This is a genomic window from Verrucomicrobiota bacterium (genome assembly GCA_021413925.1).
GTDB lineage: Bacteria > Verrucomicrobiota > Verrucomicrobiia > Chthoniobacterales > UBA6821 > UBA6821.
Genome location: JAIOPL010000010.1, coordinates 66,392 through 88,992, shown reverse-complemented (window position 1 = coordinate 88,992; position 22,601 = coordinate 66,392). Strand labels below are relative to the sequence as shown.

General features: G+C 57.8%; 20 protein-coding genes. 3 read left to right on the top strand and 17 right to left on the bottom strand.

Annotation, left to right across the window (positions count from 1 at the left end):
- Window position 1 precedes the first annotated feature (1 nt).
- The 16 genes from K8R57_05505 to K8R57_05430 form a co-directional block, all read right to left on the bottom strand.
- Entirely contained in the window at window positions 2-1,297 is a 1,296-nt protein-coding gene (locus K8R57_05505; protein MCE9587751.1) for a hypothetical protein, read from the bottom strand.
- A complete protein-coding gene (gene ftsA / locus K8R57_05500) occupies window positions 1,294-2,517 on the bottom strand; it encodes a cell division protein FtsA (GenBank protein ID MCE9587750.1) in 1,224 nt (407 codons plus the stop codon). Before ftsA ends, K8R57_05505 begins: the two co-directional genes overlap by 4 nt.
- A 24-nt stretch (window positions 2,518-2,541) precedes the next feature.
- Window positions 2,542-3,516, bottom strand: coding sequence for an FtsQ-type POTRA domain-containing protein (locus K8R57_05495; GenBank protein ID MCE9587749.1), 975 nt, complete (start codon window positions 3,514-3,516; stop codon window positions 2,542-2,544).
- A complete protein-coding gene (locus tag K8R57_05490; protein MCE9587748.1) occupies window positions 3,513-4,436 on the bottom strand; it encodes a D-alanine--D-alanine ligase in 924 nt (307 codons plus the stop codon). The genes K8R57_05495 and K8R57_05490 overlap by 4 nt, the downstream gene beginning before the upstream one ends.
- Complete coding sequence (murC, locus tag K8R57_05485; protein ID MCE9587747.1) at window positions 4,426-6,807, bottom strand: UDP-N-acetylmuramate--L-alanine ligase; 2,382 nt, start codon at window positions 6,805-6,807, stop codon at window positions 4,426-4,428. The genes K8R57_05490 and murC overlap by 11 nt, the downstream gene beginning before the upstream one ends.
- Window positions 6,804-7,937 carry a UDP-N-acetylglucosamine--N-acetylmuramyl-(pentapeptide) pyrophosphoryl-undecaprenol N-acetylglucosamine transferase gene (locus tag K8R57_05480; protein ID MCE9587746.1) on the bottom strand — a complete coding sequence of 378 codons (1,134 nt, stop codon included), beginning with the start codon at window positions 7,935-7,937 and terminating at the stop codon, window positions 6,804-6,806. Before K8R57_05480 ends, murC begins: the two co-directional genes overlap by 4 nt.
- 9 nt (window positions 7,938-7,946) lie before the next feature.
- Window positions 7,947-9,092 (bottom strand): putative lipid II flippase FtsW, encoded by a 1,146-nt coding sequence (gene ftsW, locus K8R57_05475; protein ID MCE9587745.1) that lies wholly within the window; start codon window positions 9,090-9,092, stop codon window positions 7,947-7,949.
- Between the two features lie 54 nt (window positions 9,093-9,146).
- Entirely contained in the window at window positions 9,147-10,250 is a 1,104-nt protein-coding gene (locus tag K8R57_05470; GenBank protein ID MCE9587744.1) for a LysM peptidoglycan-binding domain-containing protein, read from the bottom strand.
- 75 nt (window positions 10,251-10,325) lie between these two features.
- On the bottom strand, window positions 10,326-11,711 hold the full coding sequence (gene murD, locus K8R57_05465) for a UDP-N-acetylmuramoyl-L-alanine--D-glutamate ligase (GenBank protein ID MCE9587743.1): 1,386 nt from the start codon (window positions 11,709-11,711) through the stop codon (window positions 10,326-10,328).
- A gap of 9 nt (window positions 11,712-11,720) precedes the next feature.
- Window positions 11,721-12,839 (bottom strand): phospho-N-acetylmuramoyl-pentapeptide-transferase, encoded by a 1,119-nt coding sequence (mraY, locus tag K8R57_05460; GenBank protein ID MCE9587742.1) that lies wholly within the window; start codon window positions 12,837-12,839, stop codon window positions 11,721-11,723.
- Between the two features lie 19 nt (window positions 12,840-12,858).
- Window positions 12,859-14,220 carry a UDP-N-acetylmuramoyl-tripeptide--D-alanyl-D-alanine ligase gene (locus K8R57_05455; protein ID MCE9587741.1) on the bottom strand — a complete coding sequence of 454 codons (1,362 nt, stop codon included), beginning with the start codon at window positions 14,218-14,220 and terminating at the stop codon, window positions 12,859-12,861.
- Window positions 14,217-15,725: a UDP-N-acetylmuramoyl-L-alanyl-D-glutamate--2,6-diaminopimelate ligase gene (locus tag K8R57_05450; protein MCE9587740.1), complete on the bottom strand. Its 1,509-nt coding sequence runs from the start codon at window positions 15,723-15,725 to the stop codon at window positions 14,217-14,219. The genes K8R57_05455 and K8R57_05450 overlap by 4 nt, the downstream gene beginning before the upstream one ends.
- Before the next feature lie 11 nt (window positions 15,726-15,736).
- Window positions 15,737-17,467: a penicillin-binding protein 2 gene (locus tag K8R57_05445; GenBank protein MCE9587739.1), complete on the bottom strand. Its 1,731-nt coding sequence runs from the start codon at window positions 17,465-17,467 to the stop codon at window positions 15,737-15,739.
- A gap of 5 nt (window positions 17,468-17,472) precedes the next feature.
- On the bottom strand, window positions 17,473-17,877 hold the full coding sequence (locus K8R57_05440; protein MCE9587738.1) for a hypothetical protein: 405 nt from the start codon (window positions 17,875-17,877) through the stop codon (window positions 17,473-17,475).
- Window positions 17,874-18,824, bottom strand: coding sequence for a 16S rRNA (cytosine(1402)-N(4))-methyltransferase RsmH (gene rsmH / locus K8R57_05435; protein MCE9587737.1), 951 nt, complete (start codon window positions 18,822-18,824; stop codon window positions 17,874-17,876). The genes K8R57_05440 and rsmH overlap by 4 nt, the downstream gene beginning before the upstream one ends.
- Window positions 18,825-18,939: 115 nt before the next feature.
- Complete coding sequence (locus K8R57_05430) at window positions 18,940-19,392, bottom strand: hypothetical protein (protein ID MCE9587736.1); 453 nt, start codon at window positions 19,390-19,392, stop codon at window positions 18,940-18,942.
- 415 nt (window positions 19,393-19,807) lie between these two features.
- On the opposite strand from K8R57_05430, the gene K8R57_05425 reads away from it, so the two are divergent.
- From K8R57_05425 to K8R57_05415, 3 genes are all read left to right on the top strand, one after another.
- Window positions 19,808-20,047 (top strand): Arc family DNA-binding protein, encoded by a 240-nt coding sequence (locus K8R57_05425; protein MCE9587735.1) that lies wholly within the window; start codon window positions 19,808-19,810, stop codon window positions 20,045-20,047.
- Window positions 20,028-20,345, top strand: coding sequence for a type II toxin-antitoxin system PemK/MazF family toxin (locus K8R57_05420; protein MCE9587734.1), 318 nt, complete (start codon window positions 20,028-20,030; stop codon window positions 20,343-20,345). Before K8R57_05425 ends, K8R57_05420 begins: the two co-directional genes overlap by 20 nt.
- An 80-nt stretch (window positions 20,346-20,425) precedes the next feature.
- Window positions 20,426-20,794, top strand: coding sequence for a hypothetical protein (locus K8R57_05415; protein ID MCE9587733.1), 369 nt, complete (start codon window positions 20,426-20,428; stop codon window positions 20,792-20,794).
- Between the two features lie 126 nt (window positions 20,795-20,920).
- Here the strand turns inward: K8R57_05415 and rho are convergent, their stop codons facing one another.
- Window positions 20,921-22,069 (bottom strand): transcription termination factor Rho, encoded by a 1,149-nt coding sequence (rho, locus tag K8R57_05410; protein ID MCE9587732.1) that lies wholly within the window; start codon window positions 22,067-22,069, stop codon window positions 20,921-20,923.
- Window positions 22,070-22,601: the final 532 nt, after the last annotated feature.

Below are 22,601 nucleotides of genomic sequence, written 5' to 3'. Positions count from 1 at the left end.
GCTATTTCCTGCTGGGTGGGTTGAGCTTGATCCCCTTGCGAAGAAAGGTGGGAACGTCGAGATCTTCACCCTCGACGATGGTCGGCTCGCTCTTGTCGAAGCGACCCCGCTGGTAGGTGTCCAGAGCCAGCGTGCCCTGCATCTGCTTGGAAGCGGCAGCGGACTTCTTTCCAGACTTGGAAGCAGGCCTTGCCTGAACCGGAAAGAGCCCGTCAGCACCCTCTCCCCCTTCACTGTGTCCCGAAGGCATCTCCTCCTCACCAGTTGGTTGGGGTGCTTGGGGCAACTGTGTCCCGATTGCCCCAATCCGACTGATTGGGCTATTCGGACTGATCGGTTCGCCGGTTTCGTTGCTTTCACTTGTTTTGGCAGGCTTCCTGACGGTCCCTCCGGAAGAGGCCAAGAGATAGAGCTCCAAGGCTGATCCGAGAGGCCCATCCGCATGGACTCCTACTTTTATTTGACAGCTATCACCGGCAATTTGTTCAATTTTACCGACAATGGTCTGAACCTCTGCAAAGGAAATGTCCTTGGCCCCTCGGAGAAGAAGAAGAATCATCGACGACTCCTTGAGGGCCGATCCCTTGCCGGGCATCGTCAGGAGGGGACTCTTCAGGGCTCTTTCCAGCGACTCGTGGAGACGATTGGATCCCTCGGCCTTCCCGAATCCGAAATGGGTAAGTGCCCCAGGTTTACCGAGCACATTGTGAATGTCAGTACGGGTGATCTTCACGGGTCCCGAAGTGGAGAGCATTCCGGTCAGCGCCAGAAGCGCGGCTAGCAGTGTCCGGTCGGAAAGCACGAAGGCCTCACCCACGGCGGCTATGGATGGAGAGCCGCCTGAGAGTTGATCATTCCCGATCACGACCACTGCATCACAAATCTCCTGCAACTTCTCCAAGGACCGCTCTGCAAGGTCCCTCTTGTGCTTTCCCTCGAAGGAGAAGGGCATGCCGACACAGGCCATCGTGGTCAGGCCAGCCGACTTGGCACGAATGGCCAGGGCCGACAGAAGGAAGGAACCTGTCTCACCACCGAGGCCGCCGCAAAGAATGACTGCGGAAGCCCCCTCAACGGTCCGGCCGAACTCCTCGTCGATCACGCGGAAACCCTCCCCCGGATCTCCCTCGGGCACCTCGATTTTTTCACGGACAATGGAGGCATTCAGCGAATCGGGATCATTATTGACGGCCAGAAGTCCGGTCATGCCCGGGTGCTCGACGGAAAGCAGGTCGAGCACGGTAACACCGGCATTGCCAACACCGACCAGGATGCGACGGGATGGTGAGGTGCTCATCGGGAACGTTTCTTGAAGAGGCTGCCAAGTCCGTGAGTGAGGCGATCGATCATGCTCTCGGGCGCGATGTTCTTGGTCACGAGCCTCGCGTATTTGGTCAGTCCGATTGCGGTGGAGTACTGCGGGTCCTCGAAGATCTGGGTGGCTCCACTGACATTACGGGCGCGCGTGAGCTCCACCGGAATGTCAAAGACCTCCTCGGCGACCTGAGCGATTCCCTTCAGCTTGGAACAGCCCCCTGTGATCATGACCCCCCGGATGAGATCCATCATCCCCTCACCGGATGACTCGATGTCGCGGCGGATCAGTTCGAAGATTTCCTTCACTCGGAGGTGAATGATCGCTTCAAGGGAAGCGCGGTCGACATCGCAGCCGAGGAATCTGGGGTCGTTCTTGAGTGAGATAATCCCACCCTGCGAAACCGCCGGATCGGATGCTGAACCCTCCTCGATCTTGAGATGTTCAGCCCTGGCAATCGGCAGTCTGAGCCCCACGGAAATGTCATTGGTGATGTGGTCCCCTCCGAGAGCCAGCACGCCGCTATGGCGGATGGCTCCGTCGATATAGACTAGGTAATCGGTCGTTCCGCCACCGATGTCGATCATGAGGGCCCCGTAGTTTTTCTGATCCTGGGAAAGCACAACCTGGGCACTGGCAAGCGAACTGAGCACGACATCCTCAATGCCGATCTTGAGCGACTCGATGCAGCGGAGGGTGTTGTGAATGCGTGTCTTAATCCCGTGGACAATGTGAAAATCAGCCTCCAGCAGCGCTCCCTCCGACTTGAGGGGATCGATGATGTTCTGGTTTCCGTCGACGTGGTAGGCTTGCAGAATGGTGTGGAGAAAGGTGTTCGGTGTCGGTATGGCGACCTCCTTCGCATTCACCTCCACGGCCTCCAGGTCCTCGGGTTCGATCTGCCTCTCGCCGGGAAGAGCCAGGGAGCCACGGTTATTGAAGCTCGCCAGATGAGAACCGGTGATTGCGACCCAGACATTGCCGATTTCAACATTCGTCTTGTCCTCGGCGTCGAGGATTGCCTCGCGGACGCACTCGGTGACCGTCTCCATATCGACGATCTCCCCCTTGCGCACGCCTCGTGACGGGGTCTCCCCCACTCCGAGAATGCTAATCTGATCATCGGCCCTGGCTTCGGCGACGATGACGCTGATCTTCGTCGTTCCGATCTCGAGTCCCACAAAGATTTGCTCGTTGGCCATGGCGGGAAAATTGGTTGCCGGGGGCTAGTTATGCTTCGGGGTTTTTTTGGAGGATGCCACGGGTGCTATTTTGTCAGACCCTTGCTCGGGCGTAAGCACAAAAGTGACGGGCGTATTGCGACTGACCATGAGGTTGGCGGTTTGAATCTTGCGGCCGGTTTCCTGGCAATGGTCGAGCAGCTTGCGAAGACGATCGAGCTGCGACGGCATGTCGGCCTCTCCAAGAGTTCCAAACGTGAATTTCGCACCCGAGGCATCGGTCACGACGGCGGCATAGGGCTTGGAAACATCGATCGAGCTAATCCGAAAAGTCTCTTCGGGAAGTTCAGAGAGCGCCTGCCTTAACAGGAGGGCTGTGGCGAGTGACGAACTCTCCAATTTCTTGCCAGGGAGAGCACTGCCCAGAGAAACGCCGCGAAGCACGGGAAGCTCAAGGAATCTGTCATCGAGTCTAGCGGGACGCATCATCACTCCATCCTTATCGCAGAGGAAACTCTTGCCGGGGATGAACGATTCACCGGCGGCCGCTTCGCTCTCTCCCGGGGCAACAAACAGAAAAACGGGAGCCCGCGGCTCCAACCCCACTTCGATGGTGTCGGGCAACATCCGTTCGATGCTCACGGAGCGGACCTCGGGAAGGGCAGTCAGTTTCTGGTTCGCCTGCTCAAGGTCGAGGCCGAAGATGTTCTTCCCCTCGGTGAAGCCAGTCAGGTTCACCAACTCCTCCAGGGTCAGAACCCCGTTAAGATGGGTGACGAGGTGCTTAAGATTATATTCGGGGTTCTTGAAAAAGAATTTCCCGCAGGCCATCCGCGCTCCGACGGCCAGCAGGACGGCCACGATCACGATGAAGAATGCTTTCCAAAGGAAGCCTCTCGCCTTGCCGCGATGCTGACGTTTCATGCTGGCCGTTCGCACATTCACCTCGAGGAGGTGCTGACGGCGCGCGGGGCCGACTCCTTTGCGTCTGTTCCCTCGAGTATTGCGTCGTGTGTTCATGCGCGGGCAGTTCGGGAGTTGAGTGATCGTTCCGCTATTCTGCAGCAAAGGGCTGTAAAATCGAGCCCCATGGCGGCCGCTGCTTTGGGAAGCAGGCTGGTTTCCGTCATTCCGGGGATGGTGTTGATTTCCAGAACGGTGGGGCCGGCAGGGGTGAGCAGGACGTCGACCCGGCTGTAGACGCTCAGCCCGAGAGCGCTCACTGCGGCTAGCGCCACTACCTGTACGGCTTCTGTCTCCGAGGAAGAGAGGGGTGCTGGCACCAGATACTCCGTGGCTCCCTTGGTGTACTTGTTGGTGTAGTCGTAAAATCCCTCGTTCGGCCTGATCTCGACCACAGGTAGCACCTGATCGCCGATCACGCCCACGGTCAGTTCCCTTCCCGTCACCAGCTCCTCGACAAGGATCTCCTCACCGTGAAGGAGGCAGTCGGCAAGGGCCTGGTCGATTCCAGAAGGCTCATGGATGAGATGAACGCCGACACTCGATCCCTGACGTGGGGCCTTGATGACGATTGGCAGGGGAAGCGTGGGAGGCGACCCTTCACGCAAGATCTCGAAACGAGGCGTCGGCACACCGGCTTTTACCAAAGCCTGCTTGGTCAGGATCTTGTCAAAGGCCACACGACTCTGCTCGGCCCCCTCACCCGTGTAAGCTACACCACGTTCGTCGAGCACTTGCTGGAGCCCTCCATCCTCGCCGAAGGTTCCGTGGATCAGATTGAAGACAAGTTCGGTCCCTTCCGGAATAGCCACCTCCGTGCCTGCAAGCTCGATCTCCTCGACATGCGCTCCGGCATTCCTGAGTGCGGCGGCCACGGAGGCACCGGAGCGGAGAGAGACCTCACGCTCGGAACCGGGGCCTCCCTTGAGAACAACAAGGCAACGGTTACGGGGATCGAAGGATGATTCAGTGGTCATGGGTATTTTCGTGATCTTCCGGTTCTTCACCGATGATGGAAACCTCAGTCTCCAGCTCAATCCCGCGCTCCAGACGGGCCTGATCCTGAATTCGCCTGATCAGGGCAAGGATCTCGGCGGCCGTGGCGCCGCCGTCATTGACAATGAAGTTCGCATGGACTTCGGAGACGCGGGCACCTCCGATAGCGCTGTTCTTGAGTCCCAGTTGGTCGATCAGTTTGCCGGCAGAAATCTCACCGGGATTCTTGAAGATGCAACCGGAACTGGCGGCCACAGGCTGGGTTTCCTTACGGTGGCGAAGCGATTCGCCGAGGAGGTCGTCTATCTTTCCGGTGTCGGCCAATTCTCCGGAGAGCGTGGCCGAGAGCGCGTAATGGTCATGCAGAACCGGGACATCGCGGTAGCGCACTTCGATTTCTTCCGGGGTCCTGGAAACGATGTTTCCATCACGATCGGCAAAGCGAATCCTGACGACCTGATCGAATGTCTGAACCCCCATGGCACCCGCATTCATGCGCAATGCCCCACCCAGGTTTCCCGGGATGCCGTCCATCCATTCAAACCCACTAAGGCCGGCATTGCGGGCGACGGCGGCCAGTTGCTTGAGTCGGATCCCGACCCCGGCGACAACCTCATTCCCATCCACCGAGGCCTCGGCGAAGCAACCCTTGGACAAATGGGCGACGACACCGGGAAAACCGCCGTCCCGGACAATGAGATTGGATCCGCGACCCATGACCATGAAGGGTATCCCCTCGTCGTGGCAGAGTCGGACAAGTTCCGAAAACCCTTCCTCACTCTCGGGCTCTACCCAAAAACGCGCTGGCCCGCCGACCCTCATCGATGTGTGACGGGAAAGCGGTTCGGACATTTTGATGACACCCGGGCCCATGGCCTTGCGAAGCTTTCCACGAAGAACCAATTCCCGGGCGATCAGTGCACCTGCCTCATGGATATTTCCTGCACCGAGGGTGATGACCATATCTCCTTCTCTGAGAGAGGCTGCTGCAGCACATCCCGCCTCCAGCACAGAAGCAGCGCGCGTGATTCCCTGATGGCCTTCGGCACGGGCTGCCTCCACCACGCTCCCCTCATCGATTCCTGGGATGGGGGCTTCGCCGGCGGGATAGATAGGGGCTACAAAGACGAGGTCGGCATCTCCAAAGGACCTTCCGAATTCGGCTTTAAGGGAAGCTGTGCGGGAATAACGGTGAGGCTGGAAGAGAACCACAAGACGGCCCTCTCTTCCAATTTCCCCTTCTTTCCCGGCGTCACGGAGGGCAACCCTGGCCGTCGCAAGCGTTGCCGCAATTTCGGTTGGATGATGGCCGTAATCGTCGAAGACTCTGAACTCCTCGTCCTGATACTTGAGCTCAAAGCGGCGCTTCGCTCCACGGAAGGCTTCTAACGAGGAGGCGATAACGGAAAAGGGAATTCCCAAGTCAGTCGCCAGTGCAATCACCAGGAGGGCATTCTGGGCATTATGTAACCCAGGAATCCCAAGATGGATGCGACCGAGCAGTTCCCCTTCACGGAAAACCGCGAAGCGGATCGTGAGTCCCGACTGTTCCACCTCCGCGAGTTGATAATGGCAGTGGGATCCTGTCCCCGCAGGAACAGCCCCAGGGTGCGTGGAACAGATACGCGTGGCGCCGGGATCGTCGGCCCAGAAGTAGACCTTGCCGGAAGTCTGGCCGAGCAGTTTGGAAAAAACTGCATCGATCGCGGCGAGATCCCGGTAGTGGTCGAGATGCTCGGGTTCGATGTTGAGCACTAGCGCGTGGCGCGGGTGGTAATGGACTAGCGTGCCGTCGCTTTCGTCCCCCTCGGCCACCAGATGCGTCCCTTCTGAGTCCCAGCGGGCATTCGTTCCGAGGATGGGGATTTCAGCCCCAACATAGTGGGAAGGCTTGAGACCGCCGGCTCGCAGCACATGGGCGGCCATGGCTGAGGTCGTGGTTTTTCCGTGCATCCCGCAGACCACCACTCCCTGCTTGCCGGTCATCACGGCGGCCAGGACTTCGGCCCGACGTGCCATCGGTTTTTTAAGAGCCAGAGCGGCATCAAAGGCAGGATTGCCGGCATGGATCGCAGAAGAAAAAATCACCAGTTCTGCATCGCCGACCATGCGGCTGCCGTGGGGAGACTCAAAGTCGAGACCCTTGCGGCGCAGGCGCTCGACTTCCTGGGTGTCTACCTTGTCCGAACCGCTGACACGATGACCGAGGGCCAATAGAAGTGCCGCAATGCCACTCATACCGGAACCAGCTACTCCGATGAGGTGGATGCGACGTGATGCTGGGCCGAGAAGGAATGATGCCAGTTCGGCACCCTCAAGACGGACGCCGGCGCATCTCCTCTCGGAAATCATCGCACAGCCTCCCGGGTCACGATCCCCTGCTCCATGACGTCGGCGACAAGTCCCGCAGCACCGCGCGGCAGAACGGAGCCGGCTGCAGCCGCCATGCGCTCGCGACGCCTGACGTCGGTGAGGAGGTTCCGGATTAAGAGAGAGAAGGATTCAGGGTCCGCCGTCTTTTCCTCGATGAGCTCCGCAGCGCCGGCATCCCGGAAGGCCTCGGCATTGCGATGCTGGTGCAGATCCGCTGCAAAGGGGAAGGGAATGAGGAGAGACGGAAGCGAGAACTGCGAAATCTCGCTGAGGCTTGCCGCGCCAGCACGCGACACCACAAGGTCGGCAGCGGAATAAGCCTGTTCCATCTTGTGATGGAAGGAAGCAACATGAGAGGCGATTCCCTCCCGTTGGTAATTGATGGCGGCCAGGTTGTCATCGCGCTCACCGGTGAGATGAATGACTTGCAGGGGCTTGTTCTCTTCGTTGCGAAAATCCTTCAGAAAAGCGGCCGAGCGGAAAAGGAGCCGGTTAATTCCGGCGGCACCCTGGCTCCCACCCATCACCAGGAGTGTCGGCAGTTCCGGATCCAGTCCGAATGCGGCACGCGCCTCCCCCTTGGGCAGAGGGGTCCCGAGATTACGGCGCACCGGAGTTCCTGTCACGATGCAGGTGCTCTTCGGAAAGGAGGATTCGCAGACCTTCAATCCCAGAAGAACGCGATCGGTCCAACGTGAAGCGAGACGGTTAGCCCGGCCGGCAATCGCGTTGGATTCGTGCAGGTAGCAGGGAATGCCTGACAGACGCGCCGCCAGCAGGGGAGCCGCGGAGGTAAATCCCCCCATCCCAAGCACCCCGGCGGGCTGATAGCGCGAGTAGAGCTGCCTGCAGGTGCTGAAGCTCTCCCAACCCCGCTTCAGGAATCGTAGAAATGCCGGAGAGAGGAGTGCGGGCATTCCGATGGAGGGAAGCTTCTCGCACCGGAACTCGGCATGATCCCTCAGCGCCACAGCATCGATCTCCTTCTCCGAGACAAGCAACAGGACCTCATTGCCGCGGTCATGCAGGACCTCAGCGACCGCAAGACCGGGAAAGAGATGCCCTCCGGTACCTCCACAGGCGATGACGAATTGTTTGGGGACCGCCATGCGTGATTCCTAGATTCTGGGAACGGATCGTCCCGCGAGGACGACCTGCCTCTCCGTAGCGGGAGCGATCGGGGTGCCGGTGCGGTGAATGTTGACAAGGATTCCAATCATGAAGAGACAAACGGCCATGTTGCTTCCCCCGTAACTGATGAAGGGCAGAGGCATCCCTTTGTTGGGAAGCATCGAGGTCGTCATCCCGATATTGACCGCTGCCTGCAACGAGATCAACAGGAGGATTCCCATGGCGAGAAGTTTTCCGAAGCGATCCTTGGCATTGGCAGCGATCAGGCCACCGCAGAGGATGATGAGAATGAATCCCAGGAGGACGAGCCATGTGAATCGGAGTCCCAATTCCTCCCCGATCATCGGGAAGATGAAGTCGGTGTGGGCGTAGGGCAGGTAGAGCATCTTCTGACGTCCCTCCCCGAGCCCAAGACCCTCGAATCCGCCGGAGCCGAATGCGATTAGGGCCTGCCATTGCTGGAGTCCTTTGCCCAACTTGTCGGAATCGGGATGCATGAAGGTCATCATCCGGGCGGCGCGTTCCGGAATCAGCATGGCGATTCCAACCAGCCCCGTAAGTCCCACTCCGCAAAGTCCGGCGATGATCACCCAATTGGCACCCCCCACCAGACAGATGGCGAGCGTCGTCGCTCCAATGAGGGCTGCCGTACCGAGATCCACCTCCTTGGCAATAAGGCCCATGATGATGGCCACGACACCGATCGGAATCACGAATCCGTCCAGAAATTTCCGGGGATCCGTCTCTTTGCGGGAAAACCACCAGGCGAGGAAAAAAACCACCGAGATTTTCCCGAACTCGCTAGGCTGGAATACAAGCATGTGCAGATTAAGCCAGCGATGTGACCCGTTGATCTTCATTCCAACGTGGGGAACGAAGCAGAGAGCGAGCAGGAGGACTGAGACCCCGAAACAGATTTTCCACGTGCGCTGCCAGAGATGATAATCGGTCATCGCGCCCACAACACAGACCCCCACGCCGATGATCAGCCAGAAGATATCCTTTTTGACAAAATAGTAGATGTCACCGTGACTCTCCTGGGCATAAGCGCTTGTGCTGAAAAGCATCACCACTCCAAGGGCAAGAAGCCCGACCACGGAGATCAGGAGGAGGTAGATGCTGCTGCGCTGCACGGCTCCTGGATTCTGAAGTGCTCTGCGACGGTTGCGAGAGGGTTTTAGAGACGTTTACTGGGCCGCTTTCTTGGATGACGTAGCGGAAGAGGGAATCTTCAGCTTCTGACCGATCTGGATCTTCTTCGGATCGGTGATGCCATTCGCCTTCATTAGCTGATCGGGAGTGATCTTGAATTTTTTGGCAATCTTGTAAGGGCTGTCACCCTTGACGACGGTGTACTCGGTGGTCGGCCCCTGATCCTCACCAGGTGCCGCTACCGCAGCGGCATCCGCTGCTGGAGTTGCTCCCGTAAGCGCCGCAGACGCCGCGGTGACTGCGCCAGCAACTGCAGCAGGCGCCTGCTGCACGCTTTCCACAACCTTTCCAGCCTGGGCCGAGACATCAGATACTGCCTGGCTCATCACTTTGGTAGGAACCTTGAGGATCTGGCCAACCTGAAGCACGGACTTTTCTGTCATTCCGTTCACCTTTTCGAGTTCGGGAATCGCCACTCCCAGTGAGGAGGCAATGCGCGTGAGAGTGTCTCCCGCCTTGACCATATAGGTGTTCGCTGTTGCGGGAATTCCGGATGACCCTGCCACTTGGGATGCTTGAGGCGCTTGAGATGCCGGGGAAGTTGCAGTCGCCGGTTCCTGAGCAGAGGACGTTGACACAGCAGCGGCACCGATGCCCGAGGCGCCAAGGGTTTTCCCAATCATGTTCCCGGCGCTTGCGAGTAATCCCTTCTGAGGCGTGGTTGCAGTCGAGGTCTGCTTCGTCTGCTTGGCAACGCTTTCAGTAGCGGCCTTCACTGCCTTGGGAGCCTCGCTCACTTTGGCGACAAGAGGGGCCTTGGAAGGTGCTGGAGGCTCTTTGCCTGGACCAGAGCCAGAACCAGAACCACCGGCATTACCGGGACCTTGGCCGTTCGATGGCTGATTTTGAGAGGCCGCAGGCTCGGTGGAGCGAGCCGTCTTGGTGGGAGAGACCTTGCCGGCCTTCATGGAATTAAAGGCGTAAAGTCCGGCCACAGCCACCACATGAAGAAGAAGAACCACCAGGAAGGCATGAGAGAGCTTCATGTTCGGTTCGGGACCATAGTCCTCAAACTCCTCTTCTGGAGCGGGCATGGTTGCAGCGCGAGCGCGGAGCCGACGGGTACGTTTCGGAGTCATCGGATTCATGGGTTGGAGTATCCTATTTGATTTACTAGGTGTTGTGGTTGTTGAAGAGCTAAAAGATTATTTTTTCTAGGGGTTGTGTGTGGCTCCTTGAGTGAGGGAAAACCCTGTGCCCATGGATTCCTTCACAAGCCTTCTGAATGTCTCCCCGCGCTCCACATAATCGCGGAACATATCGAATGAGGAGGTGCCGGGTGAGAAAAGAATAGTCGTTCCGGGTTTGGCTTCTTTTCGGGCGGTCAAAACCGCCTCCTGGAGGCTCTCTGCCTCGAGGCAGCGAAGAGGCGCCCAATCCCTTGCAATCCGATGGCGCATTTCACCAATGAGAATCGCCAGGCTCACACGCTCACGGACAAGGTCGGCGATGGGTAGGAATTCAAAACCTTTGTCCTTTCCACCGGCGATCAGGATGAGGGGTCCCGTCACGGAGCGAATCGCCTGCTCCATGGCATCGAGGGTTGTTGCTTTGGAATCATTGATCCAGCTGATGCCATCATACTCCCCGATGAATTCACAGCGATGAGCCGGCGGGGTATACTCCCGGATCGCATCGGCCATCATGCCCGTATCGGCACCAAGCGCGATGCCGGCAGCAAAGGCGGCCATAACATTGGCGGCATTGTGTGGACCGCGGAGCCGGGTCGTGGACAGATCGAGTAGCACTTTCCCCTCATGCTGGATCCTAAGATTGTCGTTGAGAGAAAGATCTGCAGAAGGATCCGTGGTACTGAAGCTGACCCGCCTTGCTCTGATCTTGGAAAGTTCCAGATCCTTTGTATCCGCAGGAATCACCGCCCAGTCCCCTGCGGTTTGATTCTCAAAGATCCTGAGCTTTGCTTCCCGATACTCATGCATCGAGGGATAGCGGTCGAGATGATTGGGACTGAGGTTGAGCCATACGGAGACCTTCGGACGGAATGTCTTGATGGTCTCAAGCTGGAATGAGCTGACCTCAACAACCAGCACATCCCAGGTCAATACTCCGTCCAGCAGCTCCGACATGGGGGTTCCAATATTCCCGCAGGAGGCCGCCCTGAGTCCCGCTCCACGGAGCATCAGTGTGGTAAGTTCCGTCGTGGTTGTTTTCCCATTGGTGCCTGTGATCGCGACTACCGGAAAGGGGCAGATCGTAAAAGCCAGCTCGAGCTCGCCGATCAGCGGAATGCCCTTCCTTAGGACATTCACGACGATAGCTGCCGTCTCCTCGATCCCAGGGCTCAGGACCGCGATATCGTGAATGATGGAATCCCCCGCGGCATCAGCTCCCGTGAGAACGCTGATCCCTTCCTTACGCAAGAGTTCCGCCCGTTCGCTAAGAACAGACGATTCCCCGCTGTCACAGACTGTCACCTCGGCACCAGAGCGCTTGAGCAGGCGCGCCGCGGCGAGACCGCTTCTCCCCAAGCCGAGGACGACGGCCTTCTTGCCAGCGTAGGGATTGGATGAGGCGTTCATGGGCACGGGTCAGCGCAACTTCAGGGTGGCGATGCCAAGAAGTCCGAACACAATGGCCATGATCCAGAACCGCACGGTAACTGTGTTTTCCTTCCATCCGGAAAGTTCGAAATGGTGGTGTAGCGGCGACATCTTGAAGATGCGTTTTCCAGTCAGCTTGAAGCTGGCTACCTGAAGGATGACCGAGAGCGCCTCGGCGACAAAAACCCCTCCGACGATGGCAAGCATCAGTTCCTGCTTGCAGCAGATCGCGAGCACGCCAAGCAGACCTCCGATCGCCAGGGACCCCGTGTCACCCATGAAGACTTTGGCTGGATGGCAGTTCCACCAGAGAAACCCGAGTGCCGCGCCCGCCAAGGCAAGACTCACAACAGCCAGTTCGCCGGAAAACCCGTAATACGGAATCTGAAGGTAGAGGGCCGCCTTGCTGTTTCCGGCCAGATAGGTGAAGACGCCAAAGCAGATCCCGGCCATGACCGTGCATCCCGAGGCTAGTCCGTCGAGTCCATCGGTTAGATTCACTGCGTTCGAGGATCCGACGATGATCAGTAAATAGAAAATATAGGTCCAGAAAATGCCGAGGCTTAAAACAGGGCCCTTCATGAACGGGATGTAGAGTTGCTGCGCCTGCTTGGCCAGAGAGGGAGAGAGGAGAAAGAATGCTGTGATTCCGGCCGCGAGGCCGCATTGAAGAACAAACTTGAGACGACTGCTGATGCCTGCCGAACTTTTCTTCGTCACCTTCAGCCAATCGTCATAAAATCCAAGCGCTCCGAGAAAGAGGACCGTGATGAGACAGATCCAGACAAAAGGGTTGTCAGGACGCGCCCAGATCAGAGTGGAAAAAACCACGGCCGCAATGAGCAGGATACCCCCCATGGTTGGGGTTCCCTTCTTTCCGCCATGAAGTTCATTGAGTCGGTGGACTTCCTCGGCGCTTCGGATCGGTTGTCCCAGCTTCAGCTCGACCAGGCGGCGAATGACCATATTACCGAACATCAGGCAGATCAGGAAGGAAGTGAGCCCGGCGCAGAGAGCGCGGAAGGAGATGTATTGAAAAACATTCAGGGCTTTTCCTATCTGCACCCCGTGCAGGAGAGATCCGAATTGTGACAGGTAATAGAGCATCGTGTGATGGGTTGGATGTTCAGTTGAAGTGTTGAAGGACTTCCTCCATGCGCGCGCTCCTGCTGGCTTTCAGCAGGATCAGGTCGCCCTGAGTGGCAAATGAGGAGAGAAGTTGGGCGGCCGCAGCATTGTCAGAAACAACGTGCACATCCGAAAGTCCTGCCTTCGAAGCCGTATCAGCGATTGCGGAAGCTTCTTCACCCACGGTTATCAGCGTGGAGAGTACGACCGCAGCCTTGGTGCCTACGCTTTCATATCCCGTAGCCGCATGTATTCCCAATTCCCCCATCCTGCCAAGAACAGCAATCTTGCGACCCGGCAGGGAAAGTCTCTCAAGCGTCTCAAGAGCGGCTATCATCGATTCGGGATTCGCATTGTAGGTGTCGTCCAGAAAAGTCACGCCTCGCCGGATCATCTTGGCCAGTCGTCCTGAAGTCAAGGTGACGCCAGCAAGTCCCGAAATACACTTCTCCAGCGTGATGCCACACTGCAATCCAGCCGCAATCGCCAGAAGGGCATTGCCGACCATATGCCGACCCGGCGCCGGGAGAATGGCTTCGGATCTTCCGAACTCTCCCTCGATCACAAAACGTGTCTCATCCATGCCGTATCGAATCCCCGTGGCCCGGAGGTCTCCCCGATCGAACCCAACCTGCAAGACCCGGGCCGATGTTCTGGAACCGAGTTCCTTGGAAAAATCATCCTCAGCCGGGATGATCGCATATCCCCCGGACGGCAGCTTTTCTAGAAGATCCCCCTTCTCGGCCGCGATTTCTTCACGACTCCCGAGATGCTCGATGTGGGCGGTTCCGACATTTGTGATGATGCCGATCTCCGGCCTGGCCAATCCGCTAAGAGGTGCGATCTCATGGCGGTGATTCATTCCTATCTCCCATACGGCAGCCTCATCCTCCAGATCGGCCGCCAGTATGGAGAGAGGAAGACCGATCTCATTATTCAGATTACCCAGGGTTGCTGTTGTGCGTAGGGATGAGCGAAGCACAGCCGCTGTAAAATCCTTCACTGAGGTCTTACCGCTACTGCCGGTGATGGCAATGGCACGCAGTGTGAGTCTGGACCGCCACGCTGAGGCAAGGAGCGCGAGTCCTGTCAGGGAATCCTGTGTATCCAGAATACCAAACCCCTGAGGCAGACCCGCCGGAGGTTCACCATCGCAGAGAGCCGCAACGGCTCCCTTTGCAGCGGCTTCAGCAATAAATTGATTCCCGTCGAAACGTTCCCCCCTGAGTGCGACATAGAGATCACCGGCCTCGATCGAGCGCGTATCCTTGGCGACACGGCGCACTATATCTTCGGAATTGCCGGCAATAAGAGCTGCCCCGCACATTCCGGCTATCTCGGAAAGAGAAAGCGGATTCATCGTCTCGGTTCCTCCCTCTCATCAAACTCCTTTCCAGCCATCGCGCGGGCAGTGACCCTGACGTCGTCAAAAGGGTGACGCCCGGACTCTGTCTCCTGGTAATCCTCGTGGCCCTTGCCCGCCACCAGCACGATATCCCCTGGCGCCGCGATCTCCACAGCACGCCTGATGGCGCTCTCACGGTCGACATAGCTTTCGTGGCCCCGGGCACGGAAGCCTTTTGCTGCCTCGTTCATAATCTCCAGAGGATCCTCGCCGCGAGGATTGTCGGAGGTCAGAATCACGCGATCCGAATTCTGCTCGGCGGCAGCCGCCATGAGAGGACGCTTGGTTCGGTCACGGTCACCACCGCAACCGAAAACCGTGATGATGTTGCCGGGGTTCAGCTGCCGGAGTGTACCGAGCACATTCACCAGCGCATCCGGCGTGTGGGCGTAGTCGACAAAAGCCTGGAAATTCCGCTTTACGGGAACGCGCTCCAGGCGTCCTGGAACTTGGGGGATCGTTGCTACAGCAGCGATGGCACGGCGCAGTTCAAGTCCCATAGCCGAGGTAGCGGCCAATGCGGCGATGGTGTTGTAAACATTGAAGAGACCGATCAGCGGAGTCCTGACCAGATAGCTTCTTCCCTTGGCATCCAATCGGAAGATGGTGCCTGCCGCAGTGTAAGCAATGTCACTGGCGCGGAAATGACAGCCACTTCCCTGACCGTAGGTGATGATCGGGACACCCTGAACACGGTCGAGGAGACGATGCCCGTAACGGTCATCCGAGTTGATGATCGCTCGACCCTTTTTCTTGGTCTGCTTTGTAAGTCCCGTGAAGAGCATGCGTTTCGCCTCGAAGTACTCCTCCATGGATCCGTGGTAGTCGAGATGGTCCTGGGTGAGATTGGTAAAGACGGCGGCGTCGAACTCGACCCCTCCAACGCGGTGCTGCATCAGCGCATGGCTGGAGACTTCAAGGGATGCTGCCCGAAATCCCCCGTCTCTCATGATGGCCAGCATCCTCTGCAGGTCGATCGACTCTGGCGTGGTCCTGGAAGCCGGCTCGACAATACCCGGAAGGACGTACTCAATCGTCCCGACAAGCCCGCAAGGACGGCCGACTGCATCGCAGAGATGCCTGATGATCCAGGCCGTGGTGGTCTTGCCATTCGTTCCGGTGACACCGGCCACGGCTAGCGATGCCGAGGGATGTCCGTAGAAGGTAGATGCCAGGGTCGCCATCGCCAAACGCGCATCGGGAACCCTCACAACAGGAACCCCCTCTATCGAGGGAATCTCTTTTCGGGAAATGTCTTCATCTGTCACGACCGCAACGGCTCCCTTTTCGATCGCCTGGCTTACATAGTGGATTCCGTTTTCAATGGATCCTGAAATCGCAAAAAAGAGGTCGCCGACGCGGACAGATCGCGAATCGCAACTCAGGCCCGTGAGCATGACATCGGGACTTCCCATGACGGAAATCACCGGGGTGGATTGAAGTAGGTTTTCTAGATTCATGGCAGGGATACTCATCGGGCACTAACGGCGCCCATGCTGGAACCCGTTTTGGATAGGGATTCCCCAGGTTCGGGGTTCATATCGAGGTAACGGGCTGTTTTCCCTCCGATTTTTGAAAAGACGGGGCCGGCCACCGAACCGCCGTAGTTTGCTGTCTCGCCCAACTTGGCGTCGTCCACGATGACGATTCCCATGATTCTGGGTTTATTGACTGGGAAAAATCCGGCAAACGAGACGATGAAGCGCCCTTGTAGGTATCCTCCATGGGGACTGATTTTCTGGGCGGTACCCGTCTTGCCGGCGACGCGGTACCCCTCGACCCGGGCCAGCGGTGCAGTTCCCTGGTTGCTGACTACCTTCTCCAGCGCATTGGCGATGTAGTTGGCACTCTCTGCCTTCACCACTTGGGCGACGGGAGGCTCTTGAAGTTCAGCGCTTCCCTCACCCTTGCTCAGAACGAGTTTAGGCTTCAAGAGCTTGCCGCCGTTGGCGATCGCGGACATCGCCATCACCATCTGGATCGGTGTCACGCTGATTGACTGGCCAAAAGCCATGCGTGTCTTTGTCAGCATATCCCAACGGTGCGGCGGGTTTACCAGCCCCGAGATTTCCCCAGGAAGAGGGATTCCGGTGCGGGTTCCAAATCCGTATTTCCTGACATAGTCATAGAACATCTGATCCTTCATTCTCAGGGAGATCTTGGCGGCACCGACGTTAGAAGACTTAATGAGGATCTCGGGAATACTAAGATCGCCGCTACCATGGTGGTCCTTGATTATCTTCCCCCCGTAGGAAAAGTGTCCGTTCTCACAAAAGATCCGGGTCTTGTCGTCGACGATCCCCTCATTATATGCGGCTGATGTGACGATGATCTTGAAGACCGATCCCGGTTCGTACATGTCCGAGATGGCGCGGTTACGCAGTTGATCGGGCTTCGCCTCGTTGAATTTGTTCGGGTCGTAGTTCGGCCTGCTGGCAAGCGCTAGGATCTCGCCTGTATTGGGATCTGCAAGAATAGCCGTCGCCGAGGCGGGGTGATTTGTCTTGTAGGCCTCATCTACCTCGCGCTCCGCGATCGCCTGCAGTCCCATATCGATGGAAAGGCGGATATCCGAGCCGTTCTCGGGAGGTTGCTCCTGCCCCCGATAGACAACGATCTCCCTTCCCTTACGGTCGTGTTCGATCATTCGAAGACCCTCCTGCCCTCTCAGCTCTTCATCGCAGGTTTTCTCGATACCGTCGGCCCCGTGCCCCGTGTGATCAACGTATCCCAACACATCGCAAAGCATCTCCCCATTGGGATAACTCCTCACGGATCCTTCCTGAAGATAGAGGCCGTGGAGATTCGCTTTCTCAAGTGCCCTTATCATGTCCTGGGCTTTCTCCTCGGAGACTCGTTTCCGAATGACCACATACTTACTCTTAGTCGTGAGCTTCTCCGTGAGTTCCTTGACGGGCAGTTCCAGAAACGGAGCCGCCAGCATGGCGAGCGCCGCCGGGTCATGAATGCGGGAGCCATCAGCATAGACCATCTGCACGGGAATATTCACTGCTAGTTCCTCGCCGTTTCTGTCGAGGATACGCCCTCTGCGAGCTAAAATCACTTGTCTGCTCTCGTGCTTATCCGCGGCTATTTCTTGATAATAGTCGTGCTTGAGGACCTGCAGGTGGATCAACCGCCATGCAAAAGCGGTGAAGACGAGTACCAGGAGGGCGCAGACAAGCCCGATGCGCCTGCCCATACCCTTCACCTGTTAACGGCGCGCTGGGGAGCCCCGGGACCGAACCGGCTTTCCGGATCGTGCGAGGCTGTGCGCAGAACCCCGTCAACTTCAGCCAGGGTAGGTGGCGTGACGCGGGCGATCGCCGTGTCGCGGATCGCCTGAAGCGTTATGTATCCATCGTCCAGGCGGCGCTGCAGTGCCCCGCGTGACGTCATGGAGGTGATCTTCGCCTTCAGCGCGTCGTCCCTGGCCTCCTCCTCGCGGAGGGATGCCTCGATCATGCGAGACTGATTGCCGACCGCATGCTGCTGGTTCTTCAGATAGACGAAGAAAAGCCCTCCAAGGCCGATCAGAAAGATCATGGTAAGCCACCCAGCGAGATAATTCACCTCAATTACGTTCGTGGTGCGGCGGCGATTCACGCTCATGGTCGGACTCCCTGTTTCAGCGTTGAGGTTGATCCGAGTCGTTCGACAACCCTCAACCGGGCGCTTCGTGAACGGGGATTGGAGGAAAGCTCGCCTGGCGAGGCTGTCACTGATCGCGGGGTGAGCGCCTCAAAAAGGTGCTCGGGGTTGGGACGGGGAGCGGGCCATGTGGGATCGTCGATCTCGCTCATGGCGTGACGGCGGAAGAAATGCTTCACGATCCTATCCTCCAGCGAGTGGAAGGTAATGACGGCCAGCCGTCCTCCGGGTGCCAGAAGGGACGTGAACGCGGGCAATGCACGTTCCAGCGAGCCGATCTCGTCATTCACGGCGATGCGGAGCGCCTGGAAGACACGAGTCGCAGGATGACGAGGCCCCGTACGTCCCGCAGCTATCAACTCGGCAAGCTCTGCGGTGCTTACAATCTGCTTTTTCTCACGTGCCCTAACTATACGTGCCGCAAACTGAATGGCGCGTGGCTCATCGCCATACTCCCGGAAGATTCGGGCGAGCTCTGGGGCAGGTGCCGTGTTCACAAGGTCAGCGGCGGTTATTCCGGTGTTTCCCATGCGCATGTCGAGAGGCCCTTCACGCTGGAAGGAAAACCCTCGCTCCGGGGTGTCGAGTTGGTGGGAAGAGACCCCGAGGTCGAGTAATACTCCGTTAACCTGGCTGATTCCAAGGGCAGGCAACGCTTCCGCAGCACTGGTAAAATTCCCCTCCACTGCGGTGAAGCTTTCGCTATGGGAGACAAGAAACTCTCGTGTGTGGGCCAGAGCCTCCGGATCGCGATCAAAACCGATAACCCGCGCCCCGCCCTTCAGCAGCAGGCTGCTGTGGCCTCCCCCCCCCAGGGTCCCATCAATGATGGTACGGCCGGGAGCGGGGCGCAGGAATTCGACGACCTCCTTGGCCAGAACGGGTTCGTGGCGGAAAGAGGTGCTCATGAAATAGGTGGACGGTGTGGAAGGAGAGAAGGTTGTCGTCGCGAGGTCGTGATGGGCCCTGAGGAATCTGTTGCGTCTAAGTTTGTATTGGAGGCGGGTCATCGGTTCATGCGGCTCAGAGACCGATCAACTCGGCCACCTGCCGGTAAGAAGCGGATTCCGCAGCGCTGACTTCGGACCAACGCGTGGCGTTCCATATTTCAAAACGGCTGCGGCCGCCTACCAGCACGACGTCTCCCTTGAGCTTGACGGAATCACACTGCTCATCGGGAAGAAGGATCCTGCCGTTGCTGTCCGCAGAAACTGAGCGCGCCTGTCCATAAAATTGGCGAATTGCCTTGCGCCGTTCGGGCGCGGGAGCACCGCTCTGCTCAATGCGCGATTCGATCGAATCGAACTCCGCCGGAGGCATCACGATGAGACAATCGCCCGATGGTCCAGGGATCGCATGGAACTCATCCGGGCCCCCGCTCAACCAAGCTGCTGGGATCGTGACACGATTCTTCGCATCCATGGACCTCTCGAAAGTCCCGGCGTAGCTGATCGCGATGGGGGTTGTTTTGGACATTTGGGATGCAATGGGAAAATAGACCACTTTTCGCCACTACGCCCCACTTTTTCCCACCAAAAGAGAAAGCGGTCAACGTAAAAAAGATAAAAAGAGGAAAATTAAGTGGGGTTTATGACCGCCTCCCATCTTAAAAGCCCCTAATCCCAGGAGCCCCCTCTACTCAGGTGCCTCCAATAGTCTCGGGGGGGAAACGGCACCATTAACGGAAACGTGATGAACAACGGCTCGATCGCTCCGAGCGGAACGAACAGCCTCGTCATCAACGGCACTGTGAACTTCGCCACCAATAGCTCCTAACTCTGGACGCTCGCCGCTGCACCCGAAGAATGAAGACAGCAAGACTCGCGTTGGGGGCCATAATTTCCTAAAGACATCCATTTGACATTCATTATGGATCCTTTAAGATTCCAATGTGTCAACAATCACTCTGAAGGATGTGCCTCAGGAGCTGCGTGTAGCCCTCAAGCAGCGCGCTGCCCGGAACCGCCGCTCCCTGAATCAGGAATTGCTCTACTGCCTGGAGCAGTTTGTTGGGATCATCCCCTCACCCGCTCAGGAGAACCGTGCGTGGATCGAATCCTCAAAGCAGGAACTAATGAAGGTGTGGGATAACTCTGAAGACGACGTCTACAATGAACTGCTCTCGCAATGATGTGGTGCTGCTGCCGATTCCGTTCTCGGATCTGAGCAGCACCAAGGTACGCCCGGCAATCGTTATCGGCCATGGCTCCACGGGCGGTGATCTTTTCCTAGTCCCGATCACGTCGCGCCTGAAACATGGGGACTTTCCCCTCAGCGGATGGCAGTCCTGCGGCCTGAATGTTCCCAGCGTGGTGAAGGGTCAACTGGCGACCGTGGAATCCCAACTCGTACGTAAAATCGTGGGAAGACTGAGCGCCGAGGATGTGGCAACCCTCGACGGCAAACTGAAGGAATGGCTCGATTTGTAATCGGCTCGTAGAGGCGAGATAGACTGGCAGGAACCCTAGAGGCTTGATTCCATAATGAATCTCAATATTTTCACTCATTCATGAAATTCCTCACTACTTCCCTCATTGCCGCTTCGGTGCTCACTCTCTCACTCTCCGCAGCCAAGGCTGACACGGCTACCAATAATGGAGGCACCTTCCAGTGCATCGCGACGAAGGTCACCATCGCTGATAAGCAGGTGGACTCTGTGGTTCAGTGGAATACGAAGACCGGTGAGGCTCGCCTTCTAAATGCGGCTTCCTTTGCCGATAAGTCCACCGGACAGCAGGGTAACCTGATCGGATGGGTACCCCTCACCGATCTCCAGCAGGCCGTCCAGAACCTGGCCCAGCAGATTCAGGCCCAACAGTCGGCTCGAGGAACCAATGCGGCTCCTGCTTCGACCCCCATCAAGCCTAAGAAGAACTAATCACTTTTCATTCATCACTCTCGAAAGCGGCCGGAGCAATCCGGCCGTTTTTTTGTGTTCGACTCGCAGGAATTTCGGATGCCGTTGAAGGCCCTCTCCTTGCTCTATCCTTCCAAGCCTTAAAAATTAACCAGGGATGTTTTTGAGCAGTTCCGCATTCGTCGGATAACGACGGATGAAGAATAATAGCCGCTCGATCGCCTCAATCGGCTTGTGACCAGCGAGTCCACGGCGGATGATATTGATTTTATGCATCTCGTCAGGGGTAAGGAGGAGTTCCTCGCGCCGGGTGCCGGAGAGGAAGATGTCGACGGCCGGATAGATGCGCTGGTCGCTGATCTTGCGATCGAGGACGAGCTCCATGTTGCCGGTGCCCTTGAATTCCTGAAAGATCAGGTCATCCATGCGGCTGTTGGTGTCGATTAGGGCAGTAGCCATGATGGTGAGTGATCCGGCCTCCTCGGTATTGCGCGCGGCCGCGAAGAGCTTGCGGGGGATCTCCATGGCACGGGCATCCATACCTCCACTCATGGTGCGACCCCCGCCCCCCTGCGCGTTGTTGAATGCACGTCCGATACGTGTGAGTGAGTCCATCAGGACAAAAACATCCTTGCCCTGCTCGACAAGACGTTTGGCGCGGTCGATAGCGATCTGGGCGATGCGGGTGTGGCTGCGGATATCGCTGTCGTTGGAGCTCGCATAGAGCTCGGCCTGGGGAATGGTGCGGCGGATTTCGGTAACCTCCTCGGGACGCTCGTCGACCAGGAGGATGAGGAGCTTCATCTCGGGGTGGTTCTTCACCACGGCATCGGCGATATGCTGCAGAAGGGTTGTCTTGCCGGTGCGAGGAGGAGCCACAATGAGTCCGCGTTGGCCCTTGCCCACGGGGGTCATCAGGTCGATCACGCGGGTGGTGAAGCGCTCCGGCGTGGTCTCGAGCCTGATGCGTTTGTTCGGGCTGATCGTGGTGAGTTCCTCGAAGAGAGGAATGTTGATGAATTTTGCCGGATCATCACCCTCGATCTCGGTGGCGCGGAAGAGCTGGATCCCTCGGGGACCACGTCGGGTCTCACCCTTGATGAGGACTCCGTCACGCAGATTGTACTGACGGATCACCTCAGGGGTGATGAAGATGTCGTTCTGAGTGGCGGAGTAGGCGCGCTTCGCCTCGCGGAGGAAACCAAATCCCTTGCCGGAGACTTCGACGATCCCCTCGGCGTAAGTAGGCTCGGGTGGAGGTCCGTCATGAGGCGCGGCTCCTGCAGATCCGGGCACAGGCTCGGCAAATTCATCGGGGCCCGGGCCATGTTCTCCCTGAAAACCCTGCCCACCCTGACCACCTTGTCCTCCCTGATCATTTGGAGCGCGGTCGCCACGGTTGTCCTGGCGATTGTTGCGGAAGGGTCGGCGTCCACGCTGATTGCGTCCTCCTCCACCACCGCCACCGCCGCCACCACGGCGGTTGTTATCAAACCTGCGGCCTCCTCCTCCACCTCCACCTCCTTGAGGGCTTGCCTGCTGACCTCCCTCGGAGCTACCGGCTTGGCCTGCAGACGAATCGGAGTTGGATTGCTGAGAGGGAGCCTGTTCGTGGGAACGTGAAGAGGGCTCGGGCTGTGATTGGGGCTGGGGCTGGGGCTGTTGATCGTCGCTCATGAAAATAGGGGATAGGAAATTGGGGATGGGTGATGGGGGGAAGACTGAAGGCTTTTAGACTGTTAGGTCAGAGGTGATTTTTTGAAGGGGGGGAAGACTTGGGGCTGTCAGACTGTTGGGAGAGAAAGGGGAGACTCTAGCGATTTAGGCT

Bases quoted from the DNA above. Each gene is read 5' to 3' on its own strand.
- K8R57_05505 (MCE9587751.1), bottom strand. From the start codon at position 1,297: ATGAGCACCTCACCATCCCGTCGCATCCTGGTCGGTGTTGGCAATGCC.
- K8R57_05455 (MCE9587741.1), bottom strand. From the start codon at position 14,220: ATGAATCCGCTTTCTCTTTCCGAGATAGCCGGAATGTGCGGGGCAGCT.
- ftsA (MCE9587750.1), bottom strand. From the start codon at position 2,517: ATGGCCAACGAGCAAATCTTTGTGGGACTCGAGATCGGAACGACGAAG.
- K8R57_05440 (MCE9587738.1), bottom strand. From the start codon at position 17,877: ATGAGCGTGAATCGCCGCCGCACCACGAACGTAATTGAGGTGAATTAT.
- K8R57_05430 (MCE9587736.1), bottom strand. From the start codon at position 19,392: ATGTCCAAAACAACCCCCATCGCGATCAGCTACGCCGGGACTTTCGAG.
- K8R57_05420 (MCE9587734.1), top strand. From the start codon at position 20,028: ATGAACTGCTCTCGCAATGATGTGGTGCTGCTGCCGATTCCGTTCTCG.
- mraY (MCE9587742.1), bottom strand. From the start codon at position 12,839: ATGCTCTATTACCTGTCACAATTCGGATCTCTCCTGCACGGGGTGCAG.
- K8R57_05490 (MCE9587748.1), bottom strand. From the start codon at position 4,436: ATGACCACTGAATCATCCTTCGATCCCCGTAACCGTTGCCTTGTTGTT.
- K8R57_05445 (MCE9587739.1), bottom strand. From the start codon at position 17,467: ATGGGCAGGCGCATCGGGCTTGTCTGCGCCCTCCTGGTACTCGTCTTC.
- murC (MCE9587747.1), bottom strand. From the start codon at position 6,807: ATGATTTCCGAGAGGAGATGCGCCGGCGTCCGTCTTGAGGGTGCCGAA.
- K8R57_05470 (MCE9587744.1), bottom strand. From the start codon at position 10,250: ATGACTCCGAAACGTACCCGTCGGCTCCGCGCTCGCGCTGCAACCATG.
- K8R57_05450 (MCE9587740.1), bottom strand. From the start codon at position 15,725: ATGAATCTAGAAAACCTACTTCAATCCACCCCGGTGATTTCCGTCATG.
- rsmH (MCE9587737.1), bottom strand. From the start codon at position 18,824: ATGAGCACCTCTTTCCGCCACGAACCCGTTCTGGCCAAGGAGGTCGTC.
- K8R57_05495 (MCE9587749.1), bottom strand. From the start codon at position 3,516: ATGAACACACGACGCAATACTCGAGGGAACAGACGCAAAGGAGTCGGC.
- murD (MCE9587743.1), bottom strand. From the start codon at position 11,711: ATGAACGCCTCATCCAATCCCTACGCTGGCAAGAAGGCCGTCGTCCTC.
- K8R57_05480 (MCE9587746.1), bottom strand. From the start codon at position 7,937: ATGGCGGTCCCCAAACAATTCGTCATCGCCTGTGGAGGTACCGGAGGG.
- K8R57_05415 (MCE9587733.1), top strand. From the start codon at position 20,426: ATGAAATTCCTCACTACTTCCCTCATTGCCGCTTCGGTGCTCACTCTC.